This window comes from Enterobacter cloacae complex sp. 402C9 (genome assembly GCF_050030745.1).
GTDB classification, from domain to species: domain Bacteria; phylum Pseudomonadota; class Gammaproteobacteria; order Enterobacterales; family Enterobacteriaceae; genus Enterobacter; species Enterobacter intestinihominis.
In genome coordinates this window covers 3,210,042-3,233,723 of record NZ_JBLGUW010000001.1, presented here as the reverse complement: position 1 = coordinate 3,233,723, position 23,682 = coordinate 3,210,042, and the positions used below count along the sequence as shown (strand labels likewise).

Annotated in this window: 25 protein-coding genes; 19 read left to right on the top strand and 6 right to left on the bottom strand. The window is 56.5% G+C overall.

Annotation, left to right across the window (positions count from 1 at the left end; all coding sequences use genetic code 11):
* Nucleotides 1–5 precede the first annotated feature (5 nt).
* Complete coding sequence (locus ACQG1K_RS15415) at nucleotides 6–281, top strand: YfcL family protein (RefSeq protein WP_022648861.1); 276 nt, start codon at nucleotides 6–8, stop codon at nucleotides 279–281.
* A 65-nt stretch (nucleotides 282–346) separates the two neighbouring features.
* Here the strand turns inward: ACQG1K_RS15415 and mnmC are convergent, their stop codons facing one another.
* A complete protein-coding gene (mnmC, locus tag ACQG1K_RS15410; protein WP_045308685.1) occupies nucleotides 347–2,344 on the bottom strand; it encodes a bifunctional tRNA (5-methylaminomethyl-2-thiouridine)(34)-methyltransferase MnmD/FAD-dependent 5-carboxymethylaminomethyl-2-thiouridine(34) oxidoreductase MnmC in 1,998 nt (665 codons plus the stop codon).
* A 158-nt stretch (nucleotides 2,345–2,502) separates the two neighbouring features.
* Here mnmC and fabB point away from each other — a divergent pair, with 158 nt between their 5' ends.
* Nucleotides 2,503–3,720: a beta-ketoacyl-ACP synthase I gene (fabB, locus tag ACQG1K_RS15405; RefSeq protein WP_022648859.1), complete on the top strand. Its 1,218-nt coding sequence runs from the start codon at nucleotides 2,503–2,505 to the stop codon at nucleotides 3,718–3,720.
* A 68-nt stretch (nucleotides 3,721–3,788) separates the two neighbouring features.
* Entirely contained in the window at nucleotides 3,789–4,967 is a 1,179-nt protein-coding gene (locus ACQG1K_RS15400) for an MFS transporter (protein WP_367075047.1), read from the top strand.
* Nucleotides 4,968–5,054: 87 nt separating this feature from the next.
* On the opposite strand, the gene flk is transcribed toward ACQG1K_RS15400, so the two are convergent.
* Complete coding sequence (flk, locus tag ACQG1K_RS15395; protein ID WP_367075045.1) at nucleotides 5,055–6,059, bottom strand: flagella biosynthesis regulator Flk; 1,005 nt, start codon at nucleotides 6,057–6,059, stop codon at nucleotides 5,055–5,057.
* A 111-nt stretch (nucleotides 6,060–6,170) separates the two neighbouring features.
* Here flk and pdxB point away from each other — a divergent pair, with 111 nt between their 5' ends.
* The 15 genes from pdxB to hisP all read left to right on the top strand — a co-directional run bounded on the left by pdxB (nucleotide 6,171) and on the right by hisP (nucleotide 20,263).
* Nucleotides 6,171–7,307 (top strand): 4-phosphoerythronate dehydrogenase PdxB, encoded by a 1,137-nt coding sequence (gene pdxB, locus ACQG1K_RS15390; protein WP_023306650.1) that lies wholly within the window; start codon nucleotides 6,171–6,173, stop codon nucleotides 7,305–7,307.
* Nucleotides 7,308–7,374: 67 nt separating this feature from the next.
* A complete protein-coding gene (locus ACQG1K_RS15385) occupies nucleotides 7,375–8,388 on the top strand; it encodes an aspartate-semialdehyde dehydrogenase (RefSeq protein ID WP_023306649.1) in 1,014 nt (337 codons plus the stop codon).
* The gene (truA, locus tag ACQG1K_RS15380) at nucleotides 8,388–9,200 is read left to right on the top strand and encodes a tRNA pseudouridine(38-40) synthase TruA (protein WP_001286071.1); all 813 of its coding nucleotides are present in this window, start codon (nucleotides 8,388–8,390) and stop codon (nucleotides 9,198–9,200) included. The genes ACQG1K_RS15385 and truA overlap by 1 nt, the downstream gene beginning before the upstream one ends.
* A gap of 28 nt (nucleotides 9,201–9,228) precedes the next feature.
* Nucleotides 9,229–9,888: a DedA family protein gene (locus ACQG1K_RS15375; RefSeq protein WP_006811410.1), complete on the top strand. Its 660-nt coding sequence runs from the start codon at nucleotides 9,229–9,231 to the stop codon at nucleotides 9,886–9,888.
* 154 nt (nucleotides 9,889–10,042) lie between these two features.
* Entirely contained in the window at nucleotides 10,043–10,948 is a 906-nt protein-coding gene (gene accD, locus ACQG1K_RS15370; protein ID WP_367075042.1) for an acetyl-CoA carboxylase, carboxyltransferase subunit beta, read from the top strand.
* Between the two features lie 70 nt (nucleotides 10,949–11,018).
* Nucleotides 11,019–12,287: a bifunctional tetrahydrofolate synthase/dihydrofolate synthase gene (gene folC, locus ACQG1K_RS15365; RefSeq protein ID WP_063138125.1), complete on the top strand. Its 1,269-nt coding sequence runs from the start codon at nucleotides 11,019–11,021 to the stop codon at nucleotides 12,285–12,287.
* Nucleotides 12,277–12,963, top strand: a complete 687-nt coding sequence (gene dedD, locus ACQG1K_RS15360) for a cell division protein DedD (RefSeq protein ID WP_023300639.1) — start codon at nucleotides 12,277–12,279, stop codon at nucleotides 12,961–12,963. The genes folC and dedD overlap by 11 nt, the downstream gene beginning before the upstream one ends.
* Nucleotides 12,964–13,216: 253 nt before the next feature.
* Nucleotides 13,217–13,705 carry a colicin V production protein gene (gene cvpA / locus ACQG1K_RS15355; protein WP_000262116.1) on the top strand — a complete coding sequence of 163 codons (489 nt, stop codon included), beginning with the start codon at nucleotides 13,217–13,219 and terminating at the stop codon, nucleotides 13,703–13,705.
* Between the two features lie 33 nt (nucleotides 13,706–13,738).
* The gene (gene purF, locus ACQG1K_RS15350) at nucleotides 13,739–15,256 is read left to right on the top strand and encodes an amidophosphoribosyltransferase (protein WP_008502595.1); all 1,518 of its coding nucleotides are present in this window, start codon (nucleotides 13,739–13,741) and stop codon (nucleotides 15,254–15,256) included.
* A gap of 89 nt (nucleotides 15,257–15,345) precedes the next feature.
* On the top strand, nucleotides 15,346–15,915 hold the full coding sequence (locus ACQG1K_RS15345; protein ID WP_015572254.1) for a UbiX family flavin prenyltransferase: 570 nt from the start codon (nucleotides 15,346–15,348) through the stop codon (nucleotides 15,913–15,915).
* 290 nt (nucleotides 15,916–16,205) lie between these two features.
* Nucleotides 16,206–16,988: a lysine/arginine/ornithine ABC transporter substrate-binding protein ArgT gene (gene argT / locus ACQG1K_RS15340; RefSeq protein WP_015572255.1), complete on the top strand. Its 783-nt coding sequence runs from the start codon at nucleotides 16,206–16,208 to the stop codon at nucleotides 16,986–16,988.
* A 224-nt stretch (nucleotides 16,989–17,212) separates the two neighbouring features.
* Nucleotides 17,213–17,995: a histidine ABC transporter substrate-binding protein HisJ gene (gene hisJ / locus ACQG1K_RS15335; RefSeq protein ID WP_003861421.1), complete on the top strand. Its 783-nt coding sequence runs from the start codon at nucleotides 17,213–17,215 to the stop codon at nucleotides 17,993–17,995.
* Nucleotides 17,996–18,083: 88 nt separating this feature from the next.
* The gene (locus ACQG1K_RS15330) at nucleotides 18,084–18,770 is read left to right on the top strand and encodes a histidine ABC transporter permease HisQ (RefSeq protein ID WP_006811404.1); all 687 of its coding nucleotides are present in this window, start codon (nucleotides 18,084–18,086) and stop codon (nucleotides 18,768–18,770) included.
* Nucleotides 18,767–19,480, top strand: a complete 714-nt coding sequence (locus ACQG1K_RS15325) for an ABC transporter permease (RefSeq protein WP_003861424.1) — start codon at nucleotides 18,767–18,769, stop codon at nucleotides 19,478–19,480. The genes ACQG1K_RS15330 and ACQG1K_RS15325 overlap by 4 nt, the downstream gene beginning before the upstream one ends.
* Before the next feature lie 9 nt (nucleotides 19,481–19,489).
* Nucleotides 19,490–20,263, top strand: a complete 774-nt coding sequence (gene hisP / locus ACQG1K_RS15320; RefSeq protein WP_003861426.1) for a histidine ABC transporter ATP-binding protein HisP — start codon at nucleotides 19,490–19,492, stop codon at nucleotides 20,261–20,263.
* Nucleotides 20,264–20,311: 48 nt separating this feature from the next.
* On the opposite strand, the gene ACQG1K_RS15315 is transcribed toward hisP, so the two are convergent.
* The 4 genes from ACQG1K_RS15315 to yfcG all read right to left on the bottom strand — a co-directional run bounded on the left by ACQG1K_RS15315 (nucleotide 20,312) and on the right by yfcG (nucleotide 22,846).
* Entirely contained in the window at nucleotides 20,312–20,821 is a 510-nt protein-coding gene (locus tag ACQG1K_RS15315; RefSeq protein WP_038416458.1) for a GNAT family N-acetyltransferase, read from the bottom strand.
* A gap of 44 nt (nucleotides 20,822–20,865) precedes the next feature.
* Nucleotides 20,866–21,759 (bottom strand): TIGR01777 family oxidoreductase, encoded by an 894-nt coding sequence (locus tag ACQG1K_RS15310; RefSeq protein WP_023300635.1) that lies wholly within the window; start codon nucleotides 21,757–21,759, stop codon nucleotides 20,866–20,868.
* Nucleotides 21,760–21,772: 13 nt separating this feature from the next.
* A complete protein-coding gene (gene folX, locus ACQG1K_RS15305; RefSeq protein WP_003861432.1) occupies nucleotides 21,773–22,141 on the bottom strand; it encodes a dihydroneopterin triphosphate 2'-epimerase in 369 nt (122 codons plus the stop codon).
* Between the two features lie 75 nt (nucleotides 22,142–22,216).
* Nucleotides 22,217–22,846 (bottom strand): GSH-dependent disulfide bond oxidoreductase, encoded by a 630-nt coding sequence (yfcG, locus tag ACQG1K_RS15300; protein ID WP_022648841.1) that lies wholly within the window; start codon nucleotides 22,844–22,846, stop codon nucleotides 22,217–22,219.
* Between the two features lie 140 nt (nucleotides 22,847–22,986).
* On the opposite strand from yfcG, the gene yfcF reads away from it, so the two are divergent.
* The gene (yfcF, locus tag ACQG1K_RS15295) at nucleotides 22,987–23,631 is read left to right on the top strand and encodes a glutathione transferase (RefSeq protein ID WP_180243031.1); all 645 of its coding nucleotides are present in this window, start codon (nucleotides 22,987–22,989) and stop codon (nucleotides 23,629–23,631) included.
* Nucleotides 23,632–23,682: the final 51 nt, after the last annotated feature.

Here is a 23,682-nt window from a genome sequence, read left to right as displayed (position 1 = left end):
AGAAGATGATCGCAGAATTTGAATCACGCATTCTGGCGTTAATTGATGACATGGTGGAACACGCCAGCGATGATGAGCTGTTCGCCAGCGGTTATCTGCGTGGTCACCTGACGCTGGCGGTAGCCGCGCTGGAAGCAGGGGACGATCACTCTGCCGACGCCGTTCACGCGGAAGTTACTCGCAGCCTTGAAAAAGCCATTCTGGCCGGGGAACTGTCTCCACGCGACCAGTCTTTAGTGCTGGGCATGTGGGACAATTTGTTCCAGCAGGCTAAACGCTAAGTTGCCGCCTTCTCTTCCCTCTCCCTTTTGGGGAGAGGGCCAGGGTGAGGGCACCAGACCGCACCCTACTTAACCCTTTTCCCCTTCAGCAATTTCCGCACCCACAGTCGGTTCGGATTAAGCCCCGCGAGCGTTACCCTGTCCAGCGGAACCGGCTCATCGCTCATTTGCGCGGCTAGCACTTCAGCCAGCAATGGCGCGGAGCATAACCCCCGCGAGCCTAAGCCACCCAACATAAACAGTTCCGGATAAACGGGCGCACTTACCGCCGTTTCTTTGTTGTCTGCAAGATCCTGATAGACTTCAAGCGTGGCGTCATAGTCCGGCACGTTTCCCGCCATCGGCAGGTGATCGCGGGTCGCGCAGCGTACGCCGCAGCGCGCCTGACCCTCACTGACATCAACCTCTTTCGCCCACGACGCATTCGGGAAACAGTCGAGCAGGCGCTGGCGGTTTTGCTGCTGATCCGCTTCGCTGTACTGCATATCTGTTTCACCGCGATGATAGCTGGCACCGATGCAGTGATGGCCGTTGGACGGATTTTGCGGCGTCGCGTAGCCGTCGTAACACAGCACCTGACGCAGTTTGCTCAGTTCGGGCGCGGTCGGGATATGGCTCACCTGGCCGCCGACTGGATAAACCGGCAATGACGCTGTCTGCGTAAACTGAGTTATGTGATGTCCGTTGGCCAGCACAACGTTGGCATGCTGCGACGCTTTGCCGTCAGCGAAACGCAGTTCCCAGTGCGCAGTGCGGCTTAGCGATTGAACCTTATGGGCATAATGCACTGTCAACCCACGCGACTGCCCGAGGGCTATCGCCGCAGAAGTCAGTTCAGCCGGACACAGCCAGCCGCCGAGTGGATACTGAATTCCGCCGCAGCCGGTGTCGACGCCAGCGGTCTCAGCAACCTGCTGAGCCGTCACTGCATGGGCGATGGTTTCCGGCAGCCCCAGCGACAACATTTGGGTGATTTTCTGTTGGCTCTTCTCATCCCAGCCCAACTGCGTCACACCGCACCAGTCGTGGTCGAACGCAACCGGCAGGCTATCGTAAAGGCGACGAGCAAACGTAAACGCAGCCGGGAAGAACTGGAACAGTGCTGGATCGTGTGAACTTAATAAGGGATAAAGCGCGCCCTGACGGTTGCCTGATGCACCCATCGCCGGTGCCTCGTCAGCGCAGTAGAGCGTCACCTGCCAGCCACGGTGCAGCAGCGCCAGTGAGAGCAGGGCGCTGGCAATACCTCCGCCCACAATGGCGACCTCACGCGACGCACTGGGGCGGCGAGCAAACCAGGGTGCCTGTGCCGGGATCGCCAGATCCTGTTCCATCACCCCCACCAGCATGTCGCGTTTGCGGCCAAAGCCTTTGGTTTTCCGCATGGTAAACCCCGCCTCCTGCAACCCACGGCGGACAAAGCCCGCCGAGGTGAAGGTGGCAAGCGTCGCGCCCGGGCGTGCCAGACGTGCCATTGCGCTGAACAGGTGCGGACTCCACATGTCAGGGTTTTTGGCGGGCGCAAAACCGTCCAGGAACCAGGCGTCCACTTTCTGATGCATTGAGTCATCGAGCTTATCGGTCAGGTCGTTAATGTCGCCAAACCACAGGTCGAGCGTGACGCGTCCGTCGTCCAGAATCAGACGATGACAGCCGCCGATAGCCGGTGGCCACTGGGCCTGAAGCTGTTCCGCCCAGTGGGCAAGCTCCGGCCAGCGCTGATGGGCAAGCCGCAGATCGTGCGCGGTAAGCGGAAATTTTTCGAAACTGATGAAATGTAATCTTTGTAAGGTAGCCTCGGGGTGTGCAGCGCGAAACTGGTCGAAGGCCTGCCAGAGGGTCAAAAAATTCAGCCCGGTGCCGAAACCGCTCTCCGCGACGACAAACAGGCTGCGCGGATGCTCAGGGAAGCGGGTGCTGAGATGATTTCCTTCGAGGAAGACATAGCGCGTCTCTTCCAGTCCGTTATCATTAGAAAAGTAGACGTCATCAAAATCTCGGGAAACAGGTGTACCCTCAGCGTTGAATTCGAGGTTGGCAGGTTGTATGGCGTTTTGTTTCACGTAAGTTACTCGTCCGACAGGCAGTGGCACGATCTTAGCGATGTGAGCCCATCGGTGCAAATTTCCACAGAAAATCGCTGATCGGACTTGTTCGGCGTACAAGTGTACGCTATTGTGCGACTCGAAACTTTTTATAGTGCGACTTACAGAGGTATTGAATGAAACGTGCAGTGATTACTGGCCTGGGCATCGTTTCCAGCATCGGTAATAACCAGCAGGAAGTCCTGGCATCTCTGCGTGAAGGACGCTCCGGGATCACTTTCTCTGAAGAGTTTAAAGATTCTGGAATGCGTAGCCACGTATGGGGTAACGTTAAACTGGATACCACCGGTTTAATTGACCGTAAAGTGGTTCGTTTCATGAACGATGCCTCTATCTACGCCTATCTTTCCATGCAGGAAGCGATCAAGGATTCTGGTCTGAGCGAAGACGCTTACCAGAACAACCCACGCGTGGGCCTGATTGCAGGCTCCGGCGGTTCCTCTAAAGCTCAGGTGTTCGGTGCTGACGCCATGCGCAGCCCGCGCGGCCTGAAAGCGGTCGGTCCATATGTTGTGACCAAAGCCATGGGTTCAGCGGTTTCCGCGTGCCTGGCAACGCCGTTCAAAATCCACGGTGTGAACTACTCCATCAGCTCCGCATGTGCGACCTCCGCACACTGTATCGGTAATGCGGTTGAGCAGATCCAGCTGGGCAAACAGGACATCGTATTTGCTGGCGGCGGCGAAGAGCTGGGCTGGGAAATGGCCTGTGAGTTCGACGCGATGGGCGCACTGTCCACCAAATACAACGAAACGCCAGACAAAGCATCCCGTACCTATGATGCACACCGCGACGGTTTTGTTATCGCTGGCGGCGGCGGTATGGTTGTGGTTGAAGAGCTGGAACACGCGCTGGCGCGTGGCGCGCACATCTACGCTGAGATCGTGGGCTACGGCGCAACGTCTGACGGCGCTGACATGGTTGCTCCATCCGGCGAAGGCGCGGTGCGCTGCATGAAGATGGCGATGCACGGCGTTGATACCCCAATCGACTACCTGAACTCCCACGGCACCTCAACGCCGGTAGGTGACGTGAAAGAGCTGGGTGCGATCCGTGAAGTGTTCGGCGACAACAGTCCGGCTATCTCTGCAACCAAAGCCATGACCGGTCACTCTCTGGGTGCGGCGGGCGTGCAGGAAGCGATCTACTCTCTGCTGATGCTGGAAAACGGCTTTATCGCGCCAAGCATCAACATCGACGAGATGGACGAGCAGGCGGCAGGCCTGAACATCGTGACCGAAACCACCGAACGTGAGCTGACGACCGTTATGTCCAACAGCTTCGGTTTCGGCGGCACCAACGCCACGCTGGTGATGCGTAAGCTGAAAGCGTAAGCGTTTGAAGATATAGTAGAAGGGAGCCACGCGGCTCCCTTTTTTTATGCCTGAACACGGAGTTATGCATGACGGCTGTTACCCCTGAGAAGAGCGCTCCTTCCGGGAACCTTTCCCTTTTCCGCATCGCCTTTGCGGTGTTTCTGACCTACATGACCGTTGGTCTGCCGCTGCCGGTGATCCCCTTGTTCGTTCACCAGGAGCTGGGCTATGGCAACACCATGGTCGGTATTGCGGTGGGCATTCAGTTTTTAGCGACGGTTTTAACCCGGGGCTACGCCGGTCGCCTGGCGGATCAGCACGGCGCAAAACGCTCGGCGTTGCAGGGCATGTTTGCCTGCGGGCTGGCGGGGGGAGCCTGGCTGCTGGCGGCGCTGTTGCCGATAGATGCAGCGTATAAATTCGCGCTGCTGGTGGCAGGGCGCCTGATCCTCGGCTTTGGCGAAAGCCAGCTGCTGACCGGCACCCTGACCTGGGGAATGGGGCTGGTGGGACCTGCGCGTTCCGGAAAAGTGATGTCCTGGAACAGGATGGCGATTTACGGCGCGCTGGCGGCAGGCGCACCACTGGGGCTGCTGATCCACAGCCAGTTTGGTTTTGCGGTGCTGGCAGGCACCACCATGGTATTACCGCTGCTGGCGTGGGCGTTTAACGGTTCGGTGCGCAAGGTGCCCGCCCATAAAGGCGAGCGTCCTTCTCTGTGGAGCGTGGTGGGGCAAATCTGGCAACCGGGGCTTGGGCTGGCGCTTCAGGGAGTGGGCTTTGCGGTTATCGGTACCTTCGTCTCCCTCTATTTCATGAGCCGCGGCTGGGCGATGGCGGGCTTTACGCTGACGGCCTTTGGCGGCGCGTTTGTATTGATGCGCGTGCTGTTTGGCTGGATGCCGGATCGCTTTGGCGGCGTGAAGGTGGCGGTGGTGTCACTTGTCATTGAGACCGTGGGTCTGGTACTGCTCTGGCAGGCGCCGTCCGCATCCGTTGCGCTGCTGGGTGCGGCGTTAACCGGCTGCGGCTGCTCACTGATCTTCCCGGCGCTTGGCGTTGAAGTGGTGAAGCGCGTGGCTCCGCAGGTGCGCGGCACGGCGCTGGGCGGCTATGCGGCGTTTCAGGATATCTCTTACGGCATCACCGGGCCGCTGGCCGGGGTGTTAGCCACCTCGTTTGGCTACCCGTCCGTCTTCCTGGCCGGTGCGGTGTCAGCGGTGGTGGGGATTGTGGTGACGCTGGTGGCGTTTCGCAGGTCGTAGTTTTTTGCCGGGTGGCGGCTTCGCCTTACCCGGCCTACTATTCGAGCCGTTGTAGGCCCGGTAAGCGAAGCGCCACCGGGCAAATCCTCACGCAACCAGCCAGAAAATCGCCAGCGCAATCACCAACGCGATAAACATCAATCCCGGACGGGCAGAAAGCGTTTTGAATGTATCAACTACGGGGGCAAACAGCGGGTTGTAGATCGGCTGAATGTTTCTTACCTCCGGCACACCGCCTTCCCGCTCGGCGCGGCGAACGAAGATCTGATTCAGTAAATCCTGTACCTGCGCGGTGGTCAGCACGGTTTGCGGTGTCGCCTGCCAGCTCTGCTGGGCGTAATCCCGGATCATATCGAACTCGTGCGGTTCCAGCGGTTGTTTCAGTGCCGCCTGTACGCTGTGCAGGGTCGGAGCGCTCTGGGTGCTGAGCGTCTGACGCGCCTGGAGCCAGGTGACCAGATTGGTAAACTGTTTTGCCGGGATCATCTCGCCCGCTTTCACACCGGAAAGTTCCAGCATGGATTGCCAGATAAGCTTTGTCGGTTCGCCGGTGGCGGCAGCCAGCTTAGTGACCATCTGCTTGAGCGTATTATGCTCCGCAGGCTGCAATGGCCGCTCTGTAGACGGGCGCTGTTGCGGCTGCGGGATAGAAAGCTGATTGCTTTGCAGCAGGGTCAACACGGTTTTCAGCTGTTCCGGCGAAAGCTGGCTCAGGGCGGTATGACCGTACTGTTGACGGATAAAATCACTCACTGCCTGACGATTATTCCCCTGGCCCAACAGCTCGGTCAGCTGCGAGATAATCTGGCGGGTAGTATGTTGCTGCTGTGCGCTGGTAAGACGCTGGTTCAGGTTTTGTTCGGCGGCAGGGAAATGGCGCGACTGTAGCGGCGCATCGTTTCTTACGCCCAAATCGTGCTTAACGCCGGCCCATACCTCTGCGTTTTGCTGTGAGGTCAACGCAATAAGACGCGTGATAAGACGCTCCAGTACGGTGCGTTGCTGCGTGGAGAGCGGTTGTTCGCCTGGCGTGTTGGGCGTTACGGGGCCTTCACCCGGAGGGCGCGGAGGCGTACCTGAAATGGGCTGCATCGTCAAAAATCCTTAAAGTCAAACTCTGCGTAACCGGGCGGAGATATATGCCCGGCGGCGAGATTATGGCACACTTGGCAGGTTTACTTCCTCTCAAACAGGTACTCAGACGTGAAAATCCTCGTTGATGAAAATATGCCTTACGCCCGTGAGCTGTTCAGCCGCCTGGGTGAGGTTAAGGCTGTCCCTGGTCGCCCGATTCCGGTCAGCGAACTGGACGATGCAGACGCCCTGATGGTGCGCTCGGTGACCAAAGTAAATGAGGCGCTGCTCACCGGCAAAGGGGTTAAATTTGTCGGGACGGCAACGGCCGGGACCGATCATGTGGATGACCAGTGGCTTAAGCAGGCGGGGATTGGTTTTTCTGCGGCACCAGGCTGTAACGCCATTGCCGTCGTGGAATATGTATTCTCCTCGCTATTGATGCTGGCCGAGCGCGATGGTTTTGCGCTGAAAGACCGCACCGTCGGGATTGTGGGTGTGGGCAACGTGGGCGGACGTCTGCAAAAGCGTCTGGAAGCCTGGGGCATCCGCACTCTGCTGTGCGATCCGCCGCGTAAGGATAACGGCGATGAGGGCGATTTCCGCACGCTGGATGAGCTGGTCGACGAGTGCGACGTCATCACCTTCCATACGCCGCTCTTTAAAGAAGGGCCGTACAAGACTCTGCACCTGGCCGACGAAAAGCTGATCCGCCGTCTGAAGGCTGGCACTATTCTGATAAATGCCTGCCGGGGACCGGTGGTGGATAACGCGGCGCTGCTGACATGTCTCGACGAGGGACAAGATCTTAGCGTCGTACTGGACGTCTGGGAGCCAGAGCCGGATCTCAACGTCGCATTGCTGAATAAGGTGGACGTGGGTACCGCACATATCGCGGGTTATACCCTTGAAGGCAAAGCGCGTGGTACAACCCAGGTGTTTGAGGCTTACAGCGCCTTTATCGGCCATCCGCAGCAGGTCGCGCTGGATACGCTGCTGCCCGCCCCGGAATTTGGTCGCATTACCCTTCATGGACCGCTGGATGAGGCAACGCTGAAAAGACTGGTGCATTTGGTGTATGATGTGCGCCGCGATGACGCGCTGCTGCGTAAAGTGGCGGGTATTCCGGGTGAGTTTGACAAGCTGCGCAAAAATTACCTTGAGCGCCGCGAGTGGTCCTCCCTGTATGTGATGTGCGATGACGCCCCCGCGGCGGCGCTGTTGCATCAGCTGGGATTTAACGCCGTTCACCACCCGGCACGTTAATGTCTTCTTAATGCTCCCTGTCGGATATTCCGGCAGGGACGTTTTTTTATTTCTGGAGTAAACCACCATGTCTGAAGGCTGGAACATTGCCATTTTGGGTGCCACTGGCGCCGTGGGCGAAGCCCTGCTTGAAACCCTTGCTGAGCGTCAGTTCCCGGTGGGCGACATTTACGCGCTGGCGCGTACCGACAGCGCAGGAGAACATCTGCGTTTCGGCGGGAAATCCGTGATGGTGCAGGATGCCGCCGCGTTTGACTGGACACAGGCTCAGCTTGCGTTTTTTGCCGCAGGTGCGGAAGCCACGGCATCCTACATTGAAGAAGCGACCAATTCAGGCTGTCTGGTGATCGACCTGAGCGGCCTGTTCTCCCTGGAGCCGGATGTGCCGCTGGTGGTGCCGGACGTCAACCCGTTTGTGCTGGCTGACTACCGCAACCGCAATATCATTGCAGTACCGAACAGCCTCACCAGCCAGCTGCTGACCGCGCTGAAGCCGCTGATCGACGACGGTGGCCTGTCGCGTATTTCCGTGACCAGCCTGCTGTCAGCCTCCGCTAACGGCAAAAAAGCCGTAGACGCACTGGCAGGGCAGAGCGCGAAGCTGCTGAACGGTATCCCGATCGACGAAGATGATTTCTTTGGCCGCCAGCTGGCGTTCAACATGCTGCCGCTGCTGCCGGATCGTGAAGGTTCGGTGCGGGAAGAGCGTCGTATCGTCGATGAAGCACGCAAAATTCTGCAGGATGACGGTCTGATGATCTCCGCGAACGTCGTGCAGTCTCCGGTCTTTTACGGCCACGCGCAGATGGTCGGGTTTGAAGCCCTGCGTCCGCTGGCGGCTGAAGAAGCCCGCGACGCGTTTGGCCGCGGAGAGGACCTTGTCCTGTCCGAAGAGAGTGAATTCCCGACGCAGGTGGGCGACGCTACCGGCAGCGCGCATCTCTCTGTGGGCTGCGTGCGTAACGATTACGGTATGCCTGAGCAGGTGCAGTTCTGGTCCGTTGCCGACAACGTGCGTTTTGGCGGCGCGCTGATGGCGGTCAAAATCGCGGAAAAACTGGTGCAGGAGTATCTGTACTGATGTCAGATGTGGAACAAAAGCCGGTCCACAGAATTGCCCTCGGCATTGAATACGATGGCAGTAAATACTATGGCTGGCAGCGGCAGAATGAGGTGCGCAGCGTCCAGGAGAAGCTGGAGAAAGCGCTCTCTCAGGTGGCGAATGAACCGATAAGCGTCTTCTGTGCGGGCCGCACCGATGCCGGCGTTCACGGCACGGGGCAGGTGGTGCATTTTGACACCACCGCCGTGCGCAAAGACGCGGCCTGGACGCTGGGTGTAAATGCGAATTTGCCTGGTGACATTGCCGTGCGTTGGGTGAAAGCTGTGCCGGATGATTTTCACGCGCGTTTCAGCGCGACGGCGCGGCGCTACCGTTATGTCATCTACAACCAGCGCCTGCGTCCGGCGGTGTTAAGCCAGGGCGTGACGCATTTTTATGAACCGCTGGATGCAGAACGTATGCAGCGTGCGGCGCAGTGTCTGATTGGAGAGAATGATTTTACGTCGTTTCGTGCGGTGCAGTGTCAGTCCCGTACGCCGTGGCGTAACGTCATGCACATTAACGTCAGTCGTTATGGCGCGTATGTGGTGGTGGATATCAAAGCCAATGCCTTTGTACATCATATGGTGCGGAATATTGTAGGCAGCCTGATGGAAGTGGGCGCCGGACACCAGCCGGAGAGCTGGATTGCAGAACTGCTGGCAGCGAAGGACAGAACGCTTGCGGCAGCAACGGCGAAAGCGGAAGGTCTGTATCTGGTTTCGGTGGATTATCCGGACCGGTTCGACCTGCCAAAACCGCCAATGGGCCCGCTGTTTTTAGCGGACTAAACAAAGGCGCAATTAGGGCTTAGACAATATGGACGTAATACGTTTTCTGATTGATTTCATCCTGCACATTGATGTTCACCTGGCGGAGCTGGTCGCGCAGTACGGCGTCTGGGTATACGCCATTCTGTTCCTCATTCTGTTCTGTGAAACCGGCCTTGTAGTTACGCCGTTCCTGCCGGGAGATTCACTGCTGTTCGTGGCGGGCGCGTTATCCGCACTGCCAACGAATGACCTGAATGTCCATCTGATGGTCGTCCTGATGATCATCGCCGCGATTATTGGTGATGCGGTCAACTACACTATCGGGCGGGTGTTTGGCGAGCGGTTGTTCAGTAATCCGGACTCGAAGATTTTCCGCCGCAGTTATTTAGATAAGACCCATGCATTCTATGAGCGCCATGGCGGTAAAACCATTATCCTTGCCCGTTTTGTGCCTATTGTGCGCACATTTGCACCGTTTGTGGCGGGAATGGGTCACATGTCCTATCGTCATTTTGCCATGTACAACGTGGTGGGCGCGCTGCTGTGGGTACTGCTGTTTACCTATGCGGGCTACCTGTTTGGCGATCTGCCGGTGGTTCAGGAAAACCTTAAGTTACTGATTGTAGCGATTATTGTGCTTTCCGTTCTGCCGGGTGTGATCGAAATTATTCGTCACAAACGCGCGGCGGCAAAACAAGCGAAGTAAATGCACGCTGGCGGTTCGACCACTTTTTTATCCAAAGTTTCGGGCTGTTATGTTTTAATGTGCAACATTCATGGTCTGTTGGAGGCAAAAATGGCATTATTCGCCTCTTACAGCAAAACTGGCATACGACCAGGTTCAGGCAGAAAGGTTATCAATGAGCTGGATTGAACGAATTAAAAGCAACATTACCCCAACGCGTAAAGCGAGCATTCCTGAAGGGGTATGGACGAAGTGTGATAGCTGCGGCCAGGTTCTGTATCGCGCAGAGCTGGAACGCAATCTTGAGGTGTGTCCGAAGTGTGACCACCATATGCGTATGTCGGCGCGCAACCGCCTGCATAGCCTGCTGGACGAAGGTTCTCTGGTAGAACTGGGCAGCGAACTGGAGCCAAAAGATGTGCTTAAGTTCCGCGACTCCAAAAAATACAAAGATCGTCTGGCCTCTGCACAGAAAGAGACCGGCGAGAAAGACGCGCTGATCGTCATGAAAGGCACCCTGCATGAGATGCCGGTGGTTGCCGCCGCGTTTGAGTTCGCCTTTATGGGCGGCTCAATGGGCTCTGTGGTTGGTGCGCGTTTCGTGCGTGCCGTTGAGCAGGCGCTGGAAGACAACTGCCCGCTGATCTGCTTCTCCGCCTCCGGTGGCGCACGAATGCAGGAAGCGCTGTTGTCCCTGATGCAGATGGCGAAAACCTCTGCCGCGCTGGCGAAAATGCAGGAGCGCGGTCTGCCGTACATCTCGGTACTGACCGACCCAACCATGGGCGGCGTTTCTGCAAGCTTCGCGATGCTGGGCGACCTGAACATCGCTGAGCCAAAAGCGCTGATCGGCTTTGCCGGTCCTCGCGTTATCGAGCAGACCGTACGTGAGAAACTGCCGCCGGGCTTCCAGCGCAGTGAGTTCCTCATTGAGAAGGGTGCTATCGACATGATCGTCCGCCGCCCGGAGATGCGCCTCAAACTGGCAAGCGTCCTGGCGAAGCTGATGAATCTGCCGTCGCCGAGCCCGGACGAGCCGCGCGAAGGCGTGGTGGTACCGGATCAGGAACCCGAGGCCTGATAACTGAAAAGGGCAGGGCCAAATGGCGCTGCCCTTTTGCTTTCTAAACCGTTAATGACAACCGGGCATCATGGAAAATAAAAGCATTCCTCAAGCCACGTCGCCCCTGGCCGCGTGGCTTTCTTATCTGGAAAACCTGCACAGTAAAACTATCGACATGGGCCTTGAGCGCGTAAGCCAGGTTGCCGCGCGCCTTGACGTGCTGAAACCTGCGCCTTTCGTGTTTACCGTGGCCGGCACTAACGGTAAAGGCACCACCTGCCGCACGCTGGAATCTGTCCTGATGGCCGCCGGTTATAAGGTAGGCGTTTACAGCTCGCCGCACCTGGTGCGCTACACCGAGCGCGTGCGGGTGCAAAACACCGAGCTGGCCGAATCGGCCCATACGGCGTCGTTTGCCGCTATCGAAGCCGCGCGCGGCGATACCTCATTAACCTATTTCGAATACGGCACCCTGTCGGCGCTGTGGCTGTTTAAGCAGGCGCAACTGGACGTGGTGATCCTGGAAGTGGGTCTGGGTGGACGTCTGGATGCCACAAATATGGTAGATGCGGATGTCGCCGTCGTCACCAGCATCGCGCTGGATCACACCGACTGGCTGGGGCCCGACCGCGAAAGCATTGGCCGTGAGAAGGCCGGTATTTTCCGGGCCGATAAGCCTGCCGTGGTTGGCGAACCGGACATGCCACATACCATCGCTGAAGTGGCGAAAGAGAAGGGTGCTCGTCTGCTGCGTCGCGGCGTGGACTGGCAGTATGAGGTGCAGGACAACGGCTGGCGCTTTAGCGACGCACAGGGCGTACTGGAGAATCTGCCGCTGCCGCAGGTGCCACAGCCTAACGCGGCGACTGCGCTGGCAGCCCTGCGCGCCAGCGGATTAGCGGTAAGCGAGCAGGCAATCCGCGATGGCATTCAGAACGCACTGCTGCCGGGACGTTTTCAGATTGTGAGTGAGTCACCGCGTCTGATTCTGGATGTTGCACATAACCCGCATGCGGCGGCGTACCTCGCAGGACGTCTCAAATCGTTACCAAAAACCGGGCGCGTGCTGGCGGTTATCGGTATGCTTCATGATAAAGATATCGGCGGCACGCTGGCCTGCATGGAGAGTGTGGTCGATAGCTGGTATTGTGCTCCTCTGGAAGGGCCGCGCGGCGCGACTGCTGAGCAGTTGATGGAACATCTCGGCAAAGGCGAAATCTACAGCAGTGTGGTTTCGGCCTGGCGTGCCGCGATGGCGGAGGCTAAACCAGAAGATACCGTGCTGGTGTGTGGGTCATTCCACACGGTGGCACATGTCATGGAAGTGATGGACGCGGGGAGAACCGGTGGCGAGTAAGTTTCAGAACCGTTTAACAGGAACCATTGTGCTGGTCGCGCTCGGGGTGATTATTCTCCCGGGATTGCTCGACGGGCAGAAAAAGCATTACCAGGATGAATTTGCGGCCATTCCGCTGGTACCCAAACCGGGCGATCGCGACGAGCCCGATATGCTGCCAGCGGCAACGCAGGCGCTGCCAGCCCAGCCGCCTGAAGGCGCAGCGGAAGAGGTGCGCGCAGGTGATGCAGCCGCGCCGTCTCTTGACCCGTCGCGTCTGGCGACGAACAATAACATCGAGATTGATCCGGTGCCGGTAGAACAGCCTAAGCCTGTTGAGAAGCCGAAACCGGTGGAGAAGCCGCAGCCGAAACCGCAGCGGGATAAAGCGGCCGAGCAACTGGCAGCCGCTTCAGAAACGCCACCGCCGGCGAAACAGGACGCGGCCCCTACCGGCAAAGCCTATGTCGTTCAGCTCGGTGCATTGAAAAATGCAGATAAGGTCAATGAGATTGTGAGTAAACTGCGCGGCGCGGGATACCGTGTTTATACTTCACCCACCACGCCGGTACAGGGTAAAATTACCCGTATCCTCGTGGGGCCGGATGCGTCCAAAGATAAGCTGAAAGGGTCGCTTGGCGAACTGAAGCAGATCTCCGGGCTGAGCGGTGTGGTGATGAACTACAGCGCGAACTGATAAGGCTCCCCTCACCCCGGCCCTCTCCCCAAAGGGGAGAGGGTGCAAATAATTCCCTCTCCCCTTTGGGGAGAGGGTTAGGGTGAGGGGGAGAAAGCAGACGTCCACAGAGACGTCAGGCGGAGGGGCGTTGAGCATTTTTTCAGCGCCTTTTTTATTTACGCGTGGGAAGGAAATCCCTACGCAAACGTTTTCTTTTTCTGTTAGAATTCGCCCCGAACTGGATGACAGGGCGTTTAATCGTGGGACACATATGGTCTGGATTGATTACGCCATCATTGCGGTGATTGGTTTTTCCTGTCTGGTTAGCCTGATCCGTGGCTTTGTTCGTGAAGCGTTATCGCTGGTAACCTGGGGTTGTGCTTTCTTTGTTGCCAGTCATTACTACACTTACCTGTCTGTCTGGTTCACGGGCTTTGAAGATGAACTGGTCCGAAACGGAATCGCCATCGCGGTGCTGTTTATCGCGACGCTGATTGTCGGCGCTATCGTCAATTACGTGATAGGTCAGTTGGTCGAGAAAACCGGTCTGTCAGGAACGGACAGGGTGCTCGGCATCTGTTTCGGCGCGTTGCGAGGCGTGCTGATTGTGGCCGCGATCCTGTTCTTCCTGGATACCTTTACCGGGTTCTCCAAAAGTGAAGACTGGCAAAAATCGCAGCTCATTCCGGAGTTCAGCTTCATCATCAGATGGTTCTTTGACTATCTGCAAAGCTCGTCGAGTTTCTTGCCCAGGGCATAAACCCTGAGATGTGGCTTAACGAGGAAAAGACGAATGTGCGGTATTGTCGGTATCGCCGGTTTCATGCCGGTAAACCAGTCGATTTATGACGCGTTAACGGTGCTTCAGCACCGTGGGCAGGATGCTGCGGGTATCATCACCATTGATGCAAACAACTGCTTCCGTTTACGCAAGGCGAACGGCCTGGTAAACGATGTGTTTGAAGCCCGCCATATGCAGCGTCTGCAAGGTAATATGGGGATCGGTCACGTTCGTTATCCTACTGCTGGTAGTTCCAGCGCCTCTGAGGCTCAGCCTTTTTACGTTAACTCCCCGTATGGCATCACGCTTGCCCACAATGGCAATCTGACCAATGCCCACGAGCTGCGTAAAAAGCTGTTTGAAGAGAAACGTCGCCACATTAATACCACCTCTGATTCTGAAATCCTGCTCAATATCTTTGCCAGCGAGCTGGATAACTTCCGCCATTATCCGCTGGAAGCAGACAACATTTTTGCCGCCGTTGCCGCGACTAATCGCCAGATCCGTGGCGCGTACGCTTGCGTGGCGATGATTATCGGTCACGGCATGGTGGCCTTCCGCGATCCAAATGGCATTCGCCCGCTGGTGCTCGGCAAACGTGACCTCGGCGATGGCCGTTCCGAGTACATGGTTGCCTCCGAAAGCGTGGCGCTGGACACGCTGGGCTTCGAATTCCTGCGTGATGTCGCGCCAGGCGAAGCGGTCTACATCACCGAGAAGGGCCAGCTGTTTACCCGCCAGTGCGCCGACAATCCGGTGAGCAACCCGTGCCTGTTCGAATACGTTTACTTCGCGCGTCCGGACTCGTTCATCGACAAAATTTCCGTTTACAGCGCGCGCGTCAACATGGGGACGAAGCTGGGCGAGAAGATTGCCCGCGAGTGGGACGATCTCGACATCGACGTCGTGATCCCAATCCCTGAAACCTCCTGTGATATCGCGCTGGAAATTGCCCGTATTCTGGACAAGCCGTACCGTCAGGGCTTCGTGAAAAACCGCTACGTTGGCCGCACCTTTATCATGCCGGGCCAGCAGCTGCGTCGTAAGTCCGTACGTCGTAAGCTGAACGCTAACCGTGCCGAGTTCCGCGACAAGAACGTGCTGCTGGTGGACGACTCCATTGTGCGCGGCACGACGTCTGAGCAGATCATCGAGATGGCGCGTGAGGCCGGGGCGAAGAAAGTATATCTCGCCTCCGCAGCGCCGGAAATTCGCTTCCCGAACGTGTATGGCATTGATATGCCAACCGCTAATGAGCTGATTGCGCATGGCCGAGAAGTGGATGAGATTCGCCAGATCATCGGGGCCGATGGCCTGATTTTCCAGGATCTGAACGATCTGATCGATGCGGTGCGCGCCGAGAACCCGGATATTCAGCAGTTCGAATGCTCGGTATTCAATGGGATCTACGTGACAAAAGACGTAGACCAGCAGTATCTCGACTACCTTGATTCTCTGCGTAACGACGATGCGAAAGCCGTCCAGCTGCAAAACGATCTCGAAAGCTTAGAGATGCACAACGAAGGTTAATGCTCCGGCAAGTGAGGGGGCTCGCCCTCACTTGCAACTCCCCGTAAAATCCTGCACAGTCAGCCCTGAAATCAGCAAGGGCAAAAATCATGAAACGACTCATTGTAGGGATCAGCGGTGCCAGCGGCGCGATTTATGGCGTCCGGCTGTTACAGGTGCTGCGTGACGTTGCAGGCGTAGAAACCCATCTGGTGATGAGCCAGGCGGCGCGTCAGACCCTCTCTCTTGAAACCGATCTCTCTCTGCGCGACGTTCAGGCGCTGGCTGATGTTGTCCACGATGCCCGCGATATCGCCGCCAGCATCTCTTCGGGCTCGTTTAAAACGGCCGGCATGGTTATTTTGCCCTGTTCGATTAAAACCCTCTCCGGTATCGTAAACAGCTATACCGACACGCTGGTGACGCGTGCGGCGGACGTGGTGCTGAAAGAGCGTCGTCCTCTGGTGCTCTGCGTGCGGGAAACGCCGCTGCACCTGGGACATCTGCGTTTAATGACGCAGGCAGCCGAACTGGGAGCTGTGATAATGCCGCCGGTCCCCGCGTTCTATCATCGTCCGCAAACGCTGGACGATGTCATCAACCAGACCGTTAACCGCGTGCTGGATCAGTTCGATATAGACCTGCCGGAAGATCTCTTTACCCGCTGGCAGGGGGCGTGAGGCTGTGCACAAACAAGGTGCATGAAATGACTGTTTGCCCTGTTTCAGGGCAAAACTGCAACCGCGATCATATCCTCGACATTTAATTCGCTTTTTCCCTTTTTCTCTTTCCGGTTCGTTCGGCAGACCTGCTATCTTTCACCATTAAGGCAGTATCGCAACGTTTTATTAACATATTTAACGTCGTAGTTTTAATCCGACGACAATGTGGCATAAGACCTGCAAGAGCAGCCTGCAACACAACACACAACATAAACCATAATAAAATCACGGTTCTTGAGGGTAAATGTATGAAGAAGACGGTTCTGGCTCTGTCTTTGCTCGTGGGCTTGAGTGCAGCAGCAAGTAGCTATGCAGCGCTACCACAGACAGTTCGTATCGGTACAGACGCAACCTACGCGCCATTCTCCTCCAAGGATGCGAAAGGCGATTTCGTGGGGTTTGATATCGATCTGGGAAATGAGATGTGCAAACGCATGGAAGTGAAATGCACATGGGTGGGCAGTGACTTTGACGCGCTGATCCCGTCGCTGAAAGCCAAGAAAATCGACGCTATTATCTCTTCTCTCTCCATCACGGAAAAACGTCAGCAGGAGATCGCCTTCTCTGAGAAGCTCTACGCTGCCGATTCACGTCTGATTGCCGCGAAAGGTTCCCCAATCCAGCCGACCATCGACTCGCTGAAAGGTAAGCATGTTGGCGTGCTTCAGGGCTCAACCCAGGAAGGCTACGCGAACGCCAACTGGCGCGAGAAGGGCGTCGATGTGGTCGCCTACCAGAACCAGGATCTGATCTACTCTGACCTGGCGGCAGGCCGTCTGGATGCCGCGTTTCAGGATGAAGTCGCCGCGAGCGAAGGCTTCCTGAAGCAGCCTGCGGGTAAAGAGTACGCCTTTGCTGGCCCGTCAGTTAAAGATAAAAAATACTTTGGCGACGGCACCGGTATTGGCCTGCGTAAGGATGATACCGAGCTGAAAGCCGCCTTCGACAAAGCGTTTAACGAGCTGCGTAAAGACGGTACCTACGACAAACTGGCGAAGAAATACTTCGATTTTAACGTCTACGGTGATTAATGCCTGAACGGGATGCACTGATGTGGTGCATCTTTAGGGGAAGTGTTCCAATATGGTGCAAGCAATGCACCATATTGGACCGCCGTGTGCATAGTTAAGCATTTTAAATGCAAAAATTCCCGTTCAGAGGCATTAATCTTTGCCTGAGTGAGGGGATTAATGGCACATTAACGGCACCCCGTAGTCGTAAAATCTCGTATTTAGACAGTTTGTTGAGGACAGATATGAAAAAACTGGTGTTGTCACTTTCTCTGGTACTGGCCTTTTCCAGCGCCACCGCAGCATTCGCAGCCATTCCGCAGAAAATTCGTATTGGGACTGACCCAACCTACGCGCCTTTCGAATCGAAAAATGCGAAGGGGGAACTGGTCGGTTTTGACATCGATCTGGCTAACGAGCTGTGCAAACGCATTAAAGCGCAATGTACCTACGTTGAAAACCCGCTGGACGCGCTAATCCCGTCCCTGAAAGCGAAAAAAATTGACGTGATCATGTCCTCCCTGTCTATCACCGAAAAACGTCAGCAGGAGATTGCCTTCACGGACAAACTCTACGCGGCTGACTCACGTCTGGTGGTGGCGAAATCCTCTGACATTCAGCCAACCCTTGAATCTCTGAAGGGCAAACGCGTGGGCGTGTTGCAGGGTACGACGCAGGAAACCTACGGTAACGAGCACTGGGCGCCAAAGGGGATTGAAATTGTCTCTTACCAGGGTCAGGAAAACATCTACGCAGACCTGACGGCAGGCCGTATTGACGCGGCATTCCAGGATGAAGTGGCGGCAAGCGAAGGCTTCCTGAAACAGCCTGTGGGTAAAGATTACAAGTTTGGCGGTCCGTCCATTAAGGACGAAAAACTCTTTGGCGTTGGCACCGGTATGGGCCTGCGGAAAGAAGACAACGAACTGCGTGAAGCCCTGAACAAAGCGTTCGCCGAGATGCGCGCGGACGGCACCTACGACAAGCTGGCGAAAAAGTACTTCGATTTTAATGTTTACGGCGGCTAATCGCCCCGTCTGATAACGTGCGGCCCCTCCCGTTGCGGGAGGGGAAAAGACACGGTTCCACCACTCACGAGACGACAGGGCACGCGGTATGCTGTACGGATTTTCTGGCGTTATTTTACAGGGCGCGCTTGTCACCCTTGAGCTGGCTATCAGCTCCGTGGTGCTGGCGGTGCTGATAGGCCTGGCGGGCGCGGGGGCAAAGTTATCCGCCAACAGACCGCTGGCGCTGATATTTGAAGGCTATACCACGCTGATTCGCGGCGTGCCTGACCTGGTGCTGATGCTGCTGATCTTTTATGGCCTGCAAATCGCACTTAACGGCGTCACGGATGCCATCGGCATGGATCAGATCGATATCGACCCGATGGTGGCCGGTATTATTACCCTTGGTTTTATCTACGGTGCTTATTTCACTGAGACCTTTCGCGGCGCTTACATGGCCGTGCCGAAAGGGCACATTGAAGCGGCGACCGCCTACGGTTTTACCTCCTCACAAACGTTTCGCCGGATCATGTTCCCGGCCATGATGCGCTACGCGCTGCCGGGCATCGGTAACAACTGGCAGGTTATTCTCAAGGCAACGGCGCTGGTCTCCCTGCTGGGTCTGGAAGATGTGGTGAAGGCCACGCAGCTGGCGGGTAAAAGCACCTGGGAACCGTTCTATTTTGCGGTAGTCTGCGGCGTAATCTATCTGGTCTTTACGACCGTCTCCAATGGTGTGCTGCTTCTGCTCGAACGTCGCTACTCCGTGGGTGTGAAGAGGGCTGACCTGTGATTGAGATTATTCAGGAGTACTGGAAATCCCTGCTGTGGACGGATGGCTACCGCTTTACTGGCGTGGCGATCACGCTGTGGCTGCTGATCTCCTCGGTGGTCATGGGCGGCATTCTGGCGGTGTTTCTCGCCATTGGCCGCGTGTCGAACAATAAATTTATCCAGTTTCCGATCTGGCTGTTCACCTACGTGTTTCGCGGTACGCCGCTGTACGTGCAGCTGCTGGTGTTCTATTCCGGAATGTACACGCTGGAGATCGTGAAAGGCACCGAGATGCTGAACGCGTTCTTCCGCAGCGGTCTGAACTGTACGGTGCTGGCGCTGACCCTCAATACTTGCGCCTATACCACCGAGATCTTCGCCGGGGCCATCCGTTCTGTGCCGCACGGTGAGATCGAGGCGGCGCGCGCGTACGGCTTCTCGTCCGTGAAGCTCTACCGCTGTATTATTTTGCCTTCAGCGCTGCGCATTGCGCTGCCGGCGTACAGCAACGAAGTGATTTTAATGCTGCATTCGACGGCACTGGCGTTTACCGCCACGGTGCCGGATCTGTTAAAGATTGCCCGCGATATTAACTCTGCCACCTACCAGCCGTTTACGGCGTTTGGCATTGCGGCAGTGCTCTATTTGATCATTTCTTACGTCCTGATCAGTCTGTTCCGTAAGGCTGAAAAACGCTGGTTGCAGCATATAAAACCGTCGACGCACTGAGAATTTATGATGGCTGAGAACAAATTAAACGTAATTGATTTGCACAAGCGCTACGGCGAACATGAAGTGCTGAAAGGGGTGTCGCTGGAGGCTAACGCGGGCGACGTGATCAGTATTATCGGCTCATCAGGTTCGGGTAAAAGTACCTTCCTGCGCTGCATCAACTTCCTCGAAAAGCCGAGCGAAGGATCGATTGTGGTGAGCGGACAGAACATCAACATGGTCCGTGATAAAGACGGTCAGCTTAAAGTGGCGGATAAAAACCAGCTGCGCCTGCTGCGCACACGCCTGACCATGGTATTCCAGCACTTTAATCTCTGGAGCCACATGACGGTGCTGGAGAACGTGATGGAAGCGCCGGTTCAGGTGCTCGGCTTAAGCAAGCAGGAAGCCCGCGAGCGTGCGGTCAAATACCTGGCGAAAGTGGGTATCGACGAGCGGCAGCAGATCAAATATCCGGTGCACCTGTCAGGGGGACAGCAGCAGCGTGTTTCCATCGCCCGCGCGCTGGCGATGGAGCCGGAAGTATTACTGTTTGACGAACCGACTTCCGCGCTGGATCCTGAACTCGTTGGCGAAGTGCTGCGCATCATGCAGAAGCTGGCGGAAGAGGGCAAAACGATGGTGGTGGTGACGCACGAGATGGGCTTTGCCCGTAACGTTTCTAACCACGTTATCTTCCTGCATCAGGGCAAGATTGAGGAGCAGGGTCATCCGGACGAGGTGCTGGCGAACCCGCAAAGCCCGCGTTTGCAGCAGTTCCTGAAAGGCTCGTTGAAGTAGGTTTGGCCTTTCTCCCTCTCCCTGTGGGAGAGGGCCGGGGTGAGGGCATCATACCGCACCACACTCCAGCCGATACACCCAGTCGTCATACCGTACGCCGTTAATCTCGTACGCCTTCTCCAGTACCTGCGTGCGCACAAAACCTGCTTTCTCAAGAACCCGCACCGACCCAACGTTATCCGCCAGCACGTACGCGTTTATCGCCTTCACGCCCGTCTGGTTAAATGCATACTCACACACCGCGCGCAGCGCCTCGCTGGCAATGCCTTTTCCCTGCGCGTCAGGCACAACCGTGTAGCCAATATCCGCCTCTTCACGGTTCGCCGCACTGATTTGCAGGCCGATATCCCCGAGCGGCGTAACGTCGTTATGCAGACGGATCACAAAGACATGCTCCGCCATCAGGCGCGCGGCAAATACGCGGCGCGTCTCTTTTTCAGGCATGATAGCGGCCATATAGCGCATGATGTTGGGGTCTTCGCGCAGAGAGCGAAAGAACGCCCAGTCAGAAGGTTCGAAAGGGGTGAGGTGAAGCCGGGTTGTGGTGATGGTTGCCATAGTTACGCCATATCATCCAGAGATGGCGTATAACTCTAACATATTCACTGCACCACATCCCCCAGCGCCTCTTCCAGGTCATACCAGCGGAACGTAAATCCGGCCGCTTCCAGCCGTTTTGGCAGCGCGCGCTGGCCGCCCAGCACCAGCACCGAAGATTCGCCCATCAACAGCCGAATCGCCGTCGCAGGCACGCGCAGTACCGCCGGGCGATGCAGGGCATGACCCAGGGCGTGAGCAAACTGTTCATTACGTACGGGGTAGGGAGATACCATGTTAAACGGCCCGCGCAGGTCGTTATCCAGCAGCCAGAGAATACCGTTGACCATATCGTCGATATGGATCCACGCCAGATACTGACGACCGTTGCCGATGGGCCCGCCAAGCCCCATTTTAAACGGCGGCAACATTTTACCGAGAATACCGCCTTTCGGAGCAAGCACCACGCCGGTGCGCAGCAGGCAGACGCGGGTGTTATCGCTCTGCGCCCCGCAGGCGATGCGCTCCCACTGGGCGCAGAGTTTATGGGTAAACTCGTTGTGTGGCGGCTCTTCTTCGGTCACCACCACTTCACCGAGATCGCCATAGTAGCCTGTTGCAGAGCCGGAAATCAGCACCGAGGGCGGCATCTCGCTGTTACGAATCAGCTCAACCAGCCTTTCGGTCATGTTCCAGCGGCTGCTGCATAAACGCTGTTTTTGCTCTTCGGTCCAGCGTTTATCAGCGATAGGCTCGCCTGCGAGGTTGATGACGGCGTCAAAGCCGTTCAGATCCTGCCGTTCCGCCAGGCCTTTCCAGATCTCAACGCCGGTGCCCAGCACCTGGCGCGCTTTCTCCGGGCTGCGCGTGACCACGGTAATGTCGTGATGCAACGCCTGCAAACGTGGAATGAGATGGCGACCAATCAGCCCCGTACCGCCGGTGAGCAGGATCTTCATACAACCTCCAGGTTTACGCCTGGCGCTGCCAGCTTAACGTCATGGAGACGGAGTCGGCGTAGCGCAGGGCGTGAAGTTTATCGATCTCCACTTCAGCATAAGTGACCCAGTGGTGTTCGCGTGCGATGTCGAGCACATCCTGAGTTAATTTTTCCAGTAGCGCAAAACGGTTGTTCTCAACGTACTGGATGATGCTTTTGGTGATCGTGCGATAGTTCAGCGCGTCATTGATGTCTTCGCTGGCGCGCGCCTTGTCTGCCGGGTAATGGATCACGACATTCACCACGATATCCTGGCGATTCGCGATCTCCTCCTCTTTGATACCAATGAATGTGCGTAAGCGTAGGTTTTTTATACGAATAATAGCGTCATGCTGGGACATTGCAGGTCTTCTCCGTGTCAGTATTTTTACCTCATCATACATGAGGAGAACACCTGCACCCAACGGGGCACAGGCTCAAATCTGATGGATTTTTTGCATGGCGCGTTCGGTTGCCGGGCGGGTCCGGATGCGCTCAAACCAGTTGTTAACCGCCGGATAAGTGGCCAGGTCGATCCGGTGGCGTTCATGGGTGTTGATCCACGGCCAGCAGGCGATATCTGCGATGCTGTAATGCTCACCTCCCAGCCACGGTGATTTTTCCAGCCGACGGTTCAGGACCCCGTACAGGCGCTGGGTTTCGACCTGATATCGCTCAATGGCGTAAGGGATCGTCTGCGGCGCATAGGCGGTAAAGTGATGATTCTGCCCCAGCATCGGCCCCAGGCCGCTCGACTGCCAGAATAACCATTGCAGCGTGTGATGACGCTCGCGCAACTCCCCGCTCAGGAGCTTGCCGGTTTTCTCTGCCAGATAGAGCAAAATCTCTCCGGACTCAAACAGGCTTAACGGTTTGCCCCCGTCAGAAGGCAGGTTATCAATGATGGCCGGAATTTTATTGTTGGGCGAGATGGCCAGAAAAACGGGGCGGAACTGATCGCCTTTGCTGATATCCACGCGAATGATCCGGTAGTCCAGTTCGGCTTCTTCAAGAAAGAGGGTGATCTTATGGCCATTAGGGGTGGGGGCATAATAGAGATCTATCATTCTCAACTCCTGTCAGTGCGAATAGTGTTGCCATGAAAAATCAGTATAGGTGCTTGTTGTAAATCGTGAGTTTTCATCAAGTGACAGCGAGGCAAAGAGATTATATGTTGAGTGAAAACCGATCAGCCGATGAGGATGTTATGAGCCAGCCTGTAATAACGTTGTGGTCCGATGCGAACTTTTTTTCTCCTTATGTCATGAGCGTTTATGTGGCGCTGGCAGAAAAGGGGCTAACTTTTAGTCTGAAAACCGTTGACCTGGACAGCGGCGAACATCTGAAGCCTCAGTGGCAGGGCTACGCGCTCACCCGCCGTGTCCCTGTGCTGGAGATTGACGGTTTTGAGTTGAGTGAATCCTCAGCGATTGACGAGTACCTTGAAGACCGCTTTGCCCCACCAGAGTGGGAACGCATTTATCCTCACGATCTGCAAAAGCGCGCCCGCGTCCGCCAGATCCAGGCGTGGCTGCGTAGCGACCTGGTGCCGATTCGCACAGAACGCTCCACGGACGTGGTGTTCGCTGGCGTCAAAAAGCCCGCCCTCAGCGAGGAAGGCTTATCCAGCGCCCGGAAGCTGATTGATACCGCGTCATCGCTGCTGTCACAGGGTAACCCAAACCTGTTTGGCGAGTGGTGTATTGCCGACACCGATCTGGCGCTGATGCTCAATCGCCTGATCCTCAACGGCGATGACGTCCCACAGCTGCTGGTGGATTACGCCACCTTCCAGTGGCAACGCGCGTCGGTACAGCGCTATCTGGCACTCTCTGCTAAGCGCGCGGGCTGATAAGACGGGGCGCTTGAGGTATGATAGGGCAGTCTGTATTCCCGAGGAGTA

Coding starts and splice junctions, on each gene's coding strand:
- ACQG1K_RS15310 (WP_023300635.1), bottom strand. CDS start 21,759: ATGAAGATCCTGCTCACCGGCGGTACGGGGCTGATTGGTCGCCATCTC.
- ACQG1K_RS15330 (WP_006811404.1), top strand. CDS start 18,084: ATGCTGTACGGATTTTCTGGCGTTATTTTACAGGGCGCGCTTGTCACC.
- ACQG1K_RS15315 (WP_038416458.1), bottom strand. CDS start 20,821: ATGGCAACCATCACCACAACCCGGCTTCACCTCACCCCTTTCGAACCT.
- ACQG1K_RS15345 (WP_015572254.1), top strand. CDS start 15,346: ATGAAACGACTCATTGTAGGGATCAGCGGTGCCAGCGGCGCGATTTAT.
- ACQG1K_RS15385 (WP_023306649.1), top strand. CDS start 7,375: ATGTCTGAAGGCTGGAACATTGCCATTTTGGGTGCCACTGGCGCCGTG.
- argT (WP_015572255.1), top strand. CDS start 16,206: ATGAAGAAGACGGTTCTGGCTCTGTCTTTGCTCGTGGGCTTGAGTGCA.
- folX (WP_003861432.1), bottom strand. CDS start 22,141: ATGTCCCAGCATGACGCTATTATTCGTATAAAAAACCTACGCTTACGC.
- fabB (WP_022648859.1), top strand. CDS start 2,503: ATGAAACGTGCAGTGATTACTGGCCTGGGCATCGTTTCCAGCATCGGT.
- cvpA (WP_000262116.1), top strand. CDS start 13,217: ATGGTCTGGATTGATTACGCCATCATTGCGGTGATTGGTTTTTCCTGT.
- truA (WP_001286071.1), top strand. CDS start 8,388: ATGTCAGATGTGGAACAAAAGCCGGTCCACAGAATTGCCCTCGGCATT.
- purF (WP_008502595.1), top strand. CDS start 13,739: ATGTGCGGTATTGTCGGTATCGCCGGTTTCATGCCGGTAAACCAGTCG.
- flk (WP_367075045.1), bottom strand. CDS start 6,059: ATGCAGCCCATTTCAGGTACGCCTCCGCGCCCTCCGGGTGAAGGCCCC.
- yfcG (WP_022648841.1), bottom strand. CDS start 22,846: ATGATAGATCTCTATTATGCCCCCACCCCTAATGGCCATAAGATCACC.
- hisP (WP_003861426.1), top strand. CDS start 19,490: ATGGCTGAGAACAAATTAAACGTAATTGATTTGCACAAGCGCTACGGC.
- ACQG1K_RS15400 (WP_367075047.1), top strand. CDS start 3,789: ATGACGGCTGTTACCCCTGAGAAGAGCGCTCCTTCCGGGAACCTTTCC.
- accD (WP_367075042.1), top strand. CDS start 10,043: ATGAGCTGGATTGAACGAATTAAAAGCAACATTACCCCAACGCGTAAA.
- folC (WP_063138125.1), top strand. CDS start 11,019: ATGGAAAATAAAAGCATTCCTCAAGCCACGTCGCCCCTGGCCGCGTGG.
- yfcF (WP_180243031.1), top strand. CDS start 22,987: ATGAGCCAGCCTGTAATAACGTTGTGGTCCGATGCGAACTTTTTTTCT.
- hisJ (WP_003861421.1), top strand. CDS start 17,213: ATGAAAAAACTGGTGTTGTCACTTTCTCTGGTACTGGCCTTTTCCAGC.
- ACQG1K_RS15415 (WP_022648861.1), top strand. CDS start 6: ATGATCGCAGAATTTGAATCACGCATTCTGGCGTTAATTGATGACATG.
- ACQG1K_RS15375 (WP_006811410.1), top strand. CDS start 9,229: ATGGACGTAATACGTTTTCTGATTGATTTCATCCTGCACATTGATGTT.